This window comes from Brevibacterium sp. SIMBA_078, from assembly GCF_046534565.1.
Classification (GTDB): Bacteria; Actinomycetota; Actinomycetes; order Actinomycetales; family Brevibacteriaceae; genus Brevibacterium.
Map to the genome: position 1 here is coordinate 1 of NZ_JAWRYQ010000403.1, position 253 is coordinate 253.

A 253-nucleotide genomic window follows, 5' to 3' on the forward strand; every position below is an offset into this window, starting at 1 on the left:
GTGCTAAAACGGGTTAATAAATGTTGAAAATAACGTGAATCTTGAACAAGCTTACTAAGCATACTGGATAAAGCACTTTTCCCTGTACCAGCTGGACCAATCAATAACACATGCTGTCGAGAAAGCAATGCAATCAGCAACGCCTTAATTTCCTTGTGACGATCGTAAAATATGGAATTGAAGGACACGATGATTTGCTGAAGCTTGTTGATTTCTCCTTTTATATGAAACTTACGTTATATATCAATTATGG

The 253-nt window shown here is 36.4% G+C and carries 1 protein-coding gene; it reads right to left on the reverse strand.

The features are described from left to right. On the reverse strand, positions 1–188 hold a 188-nt coding region (locus SB749_RS20195), incomplete at its 3' end, for an AAA family ATPase (protein WP_410711879.1). Positions 189–253: the final 65 nt, after the last annotated feature.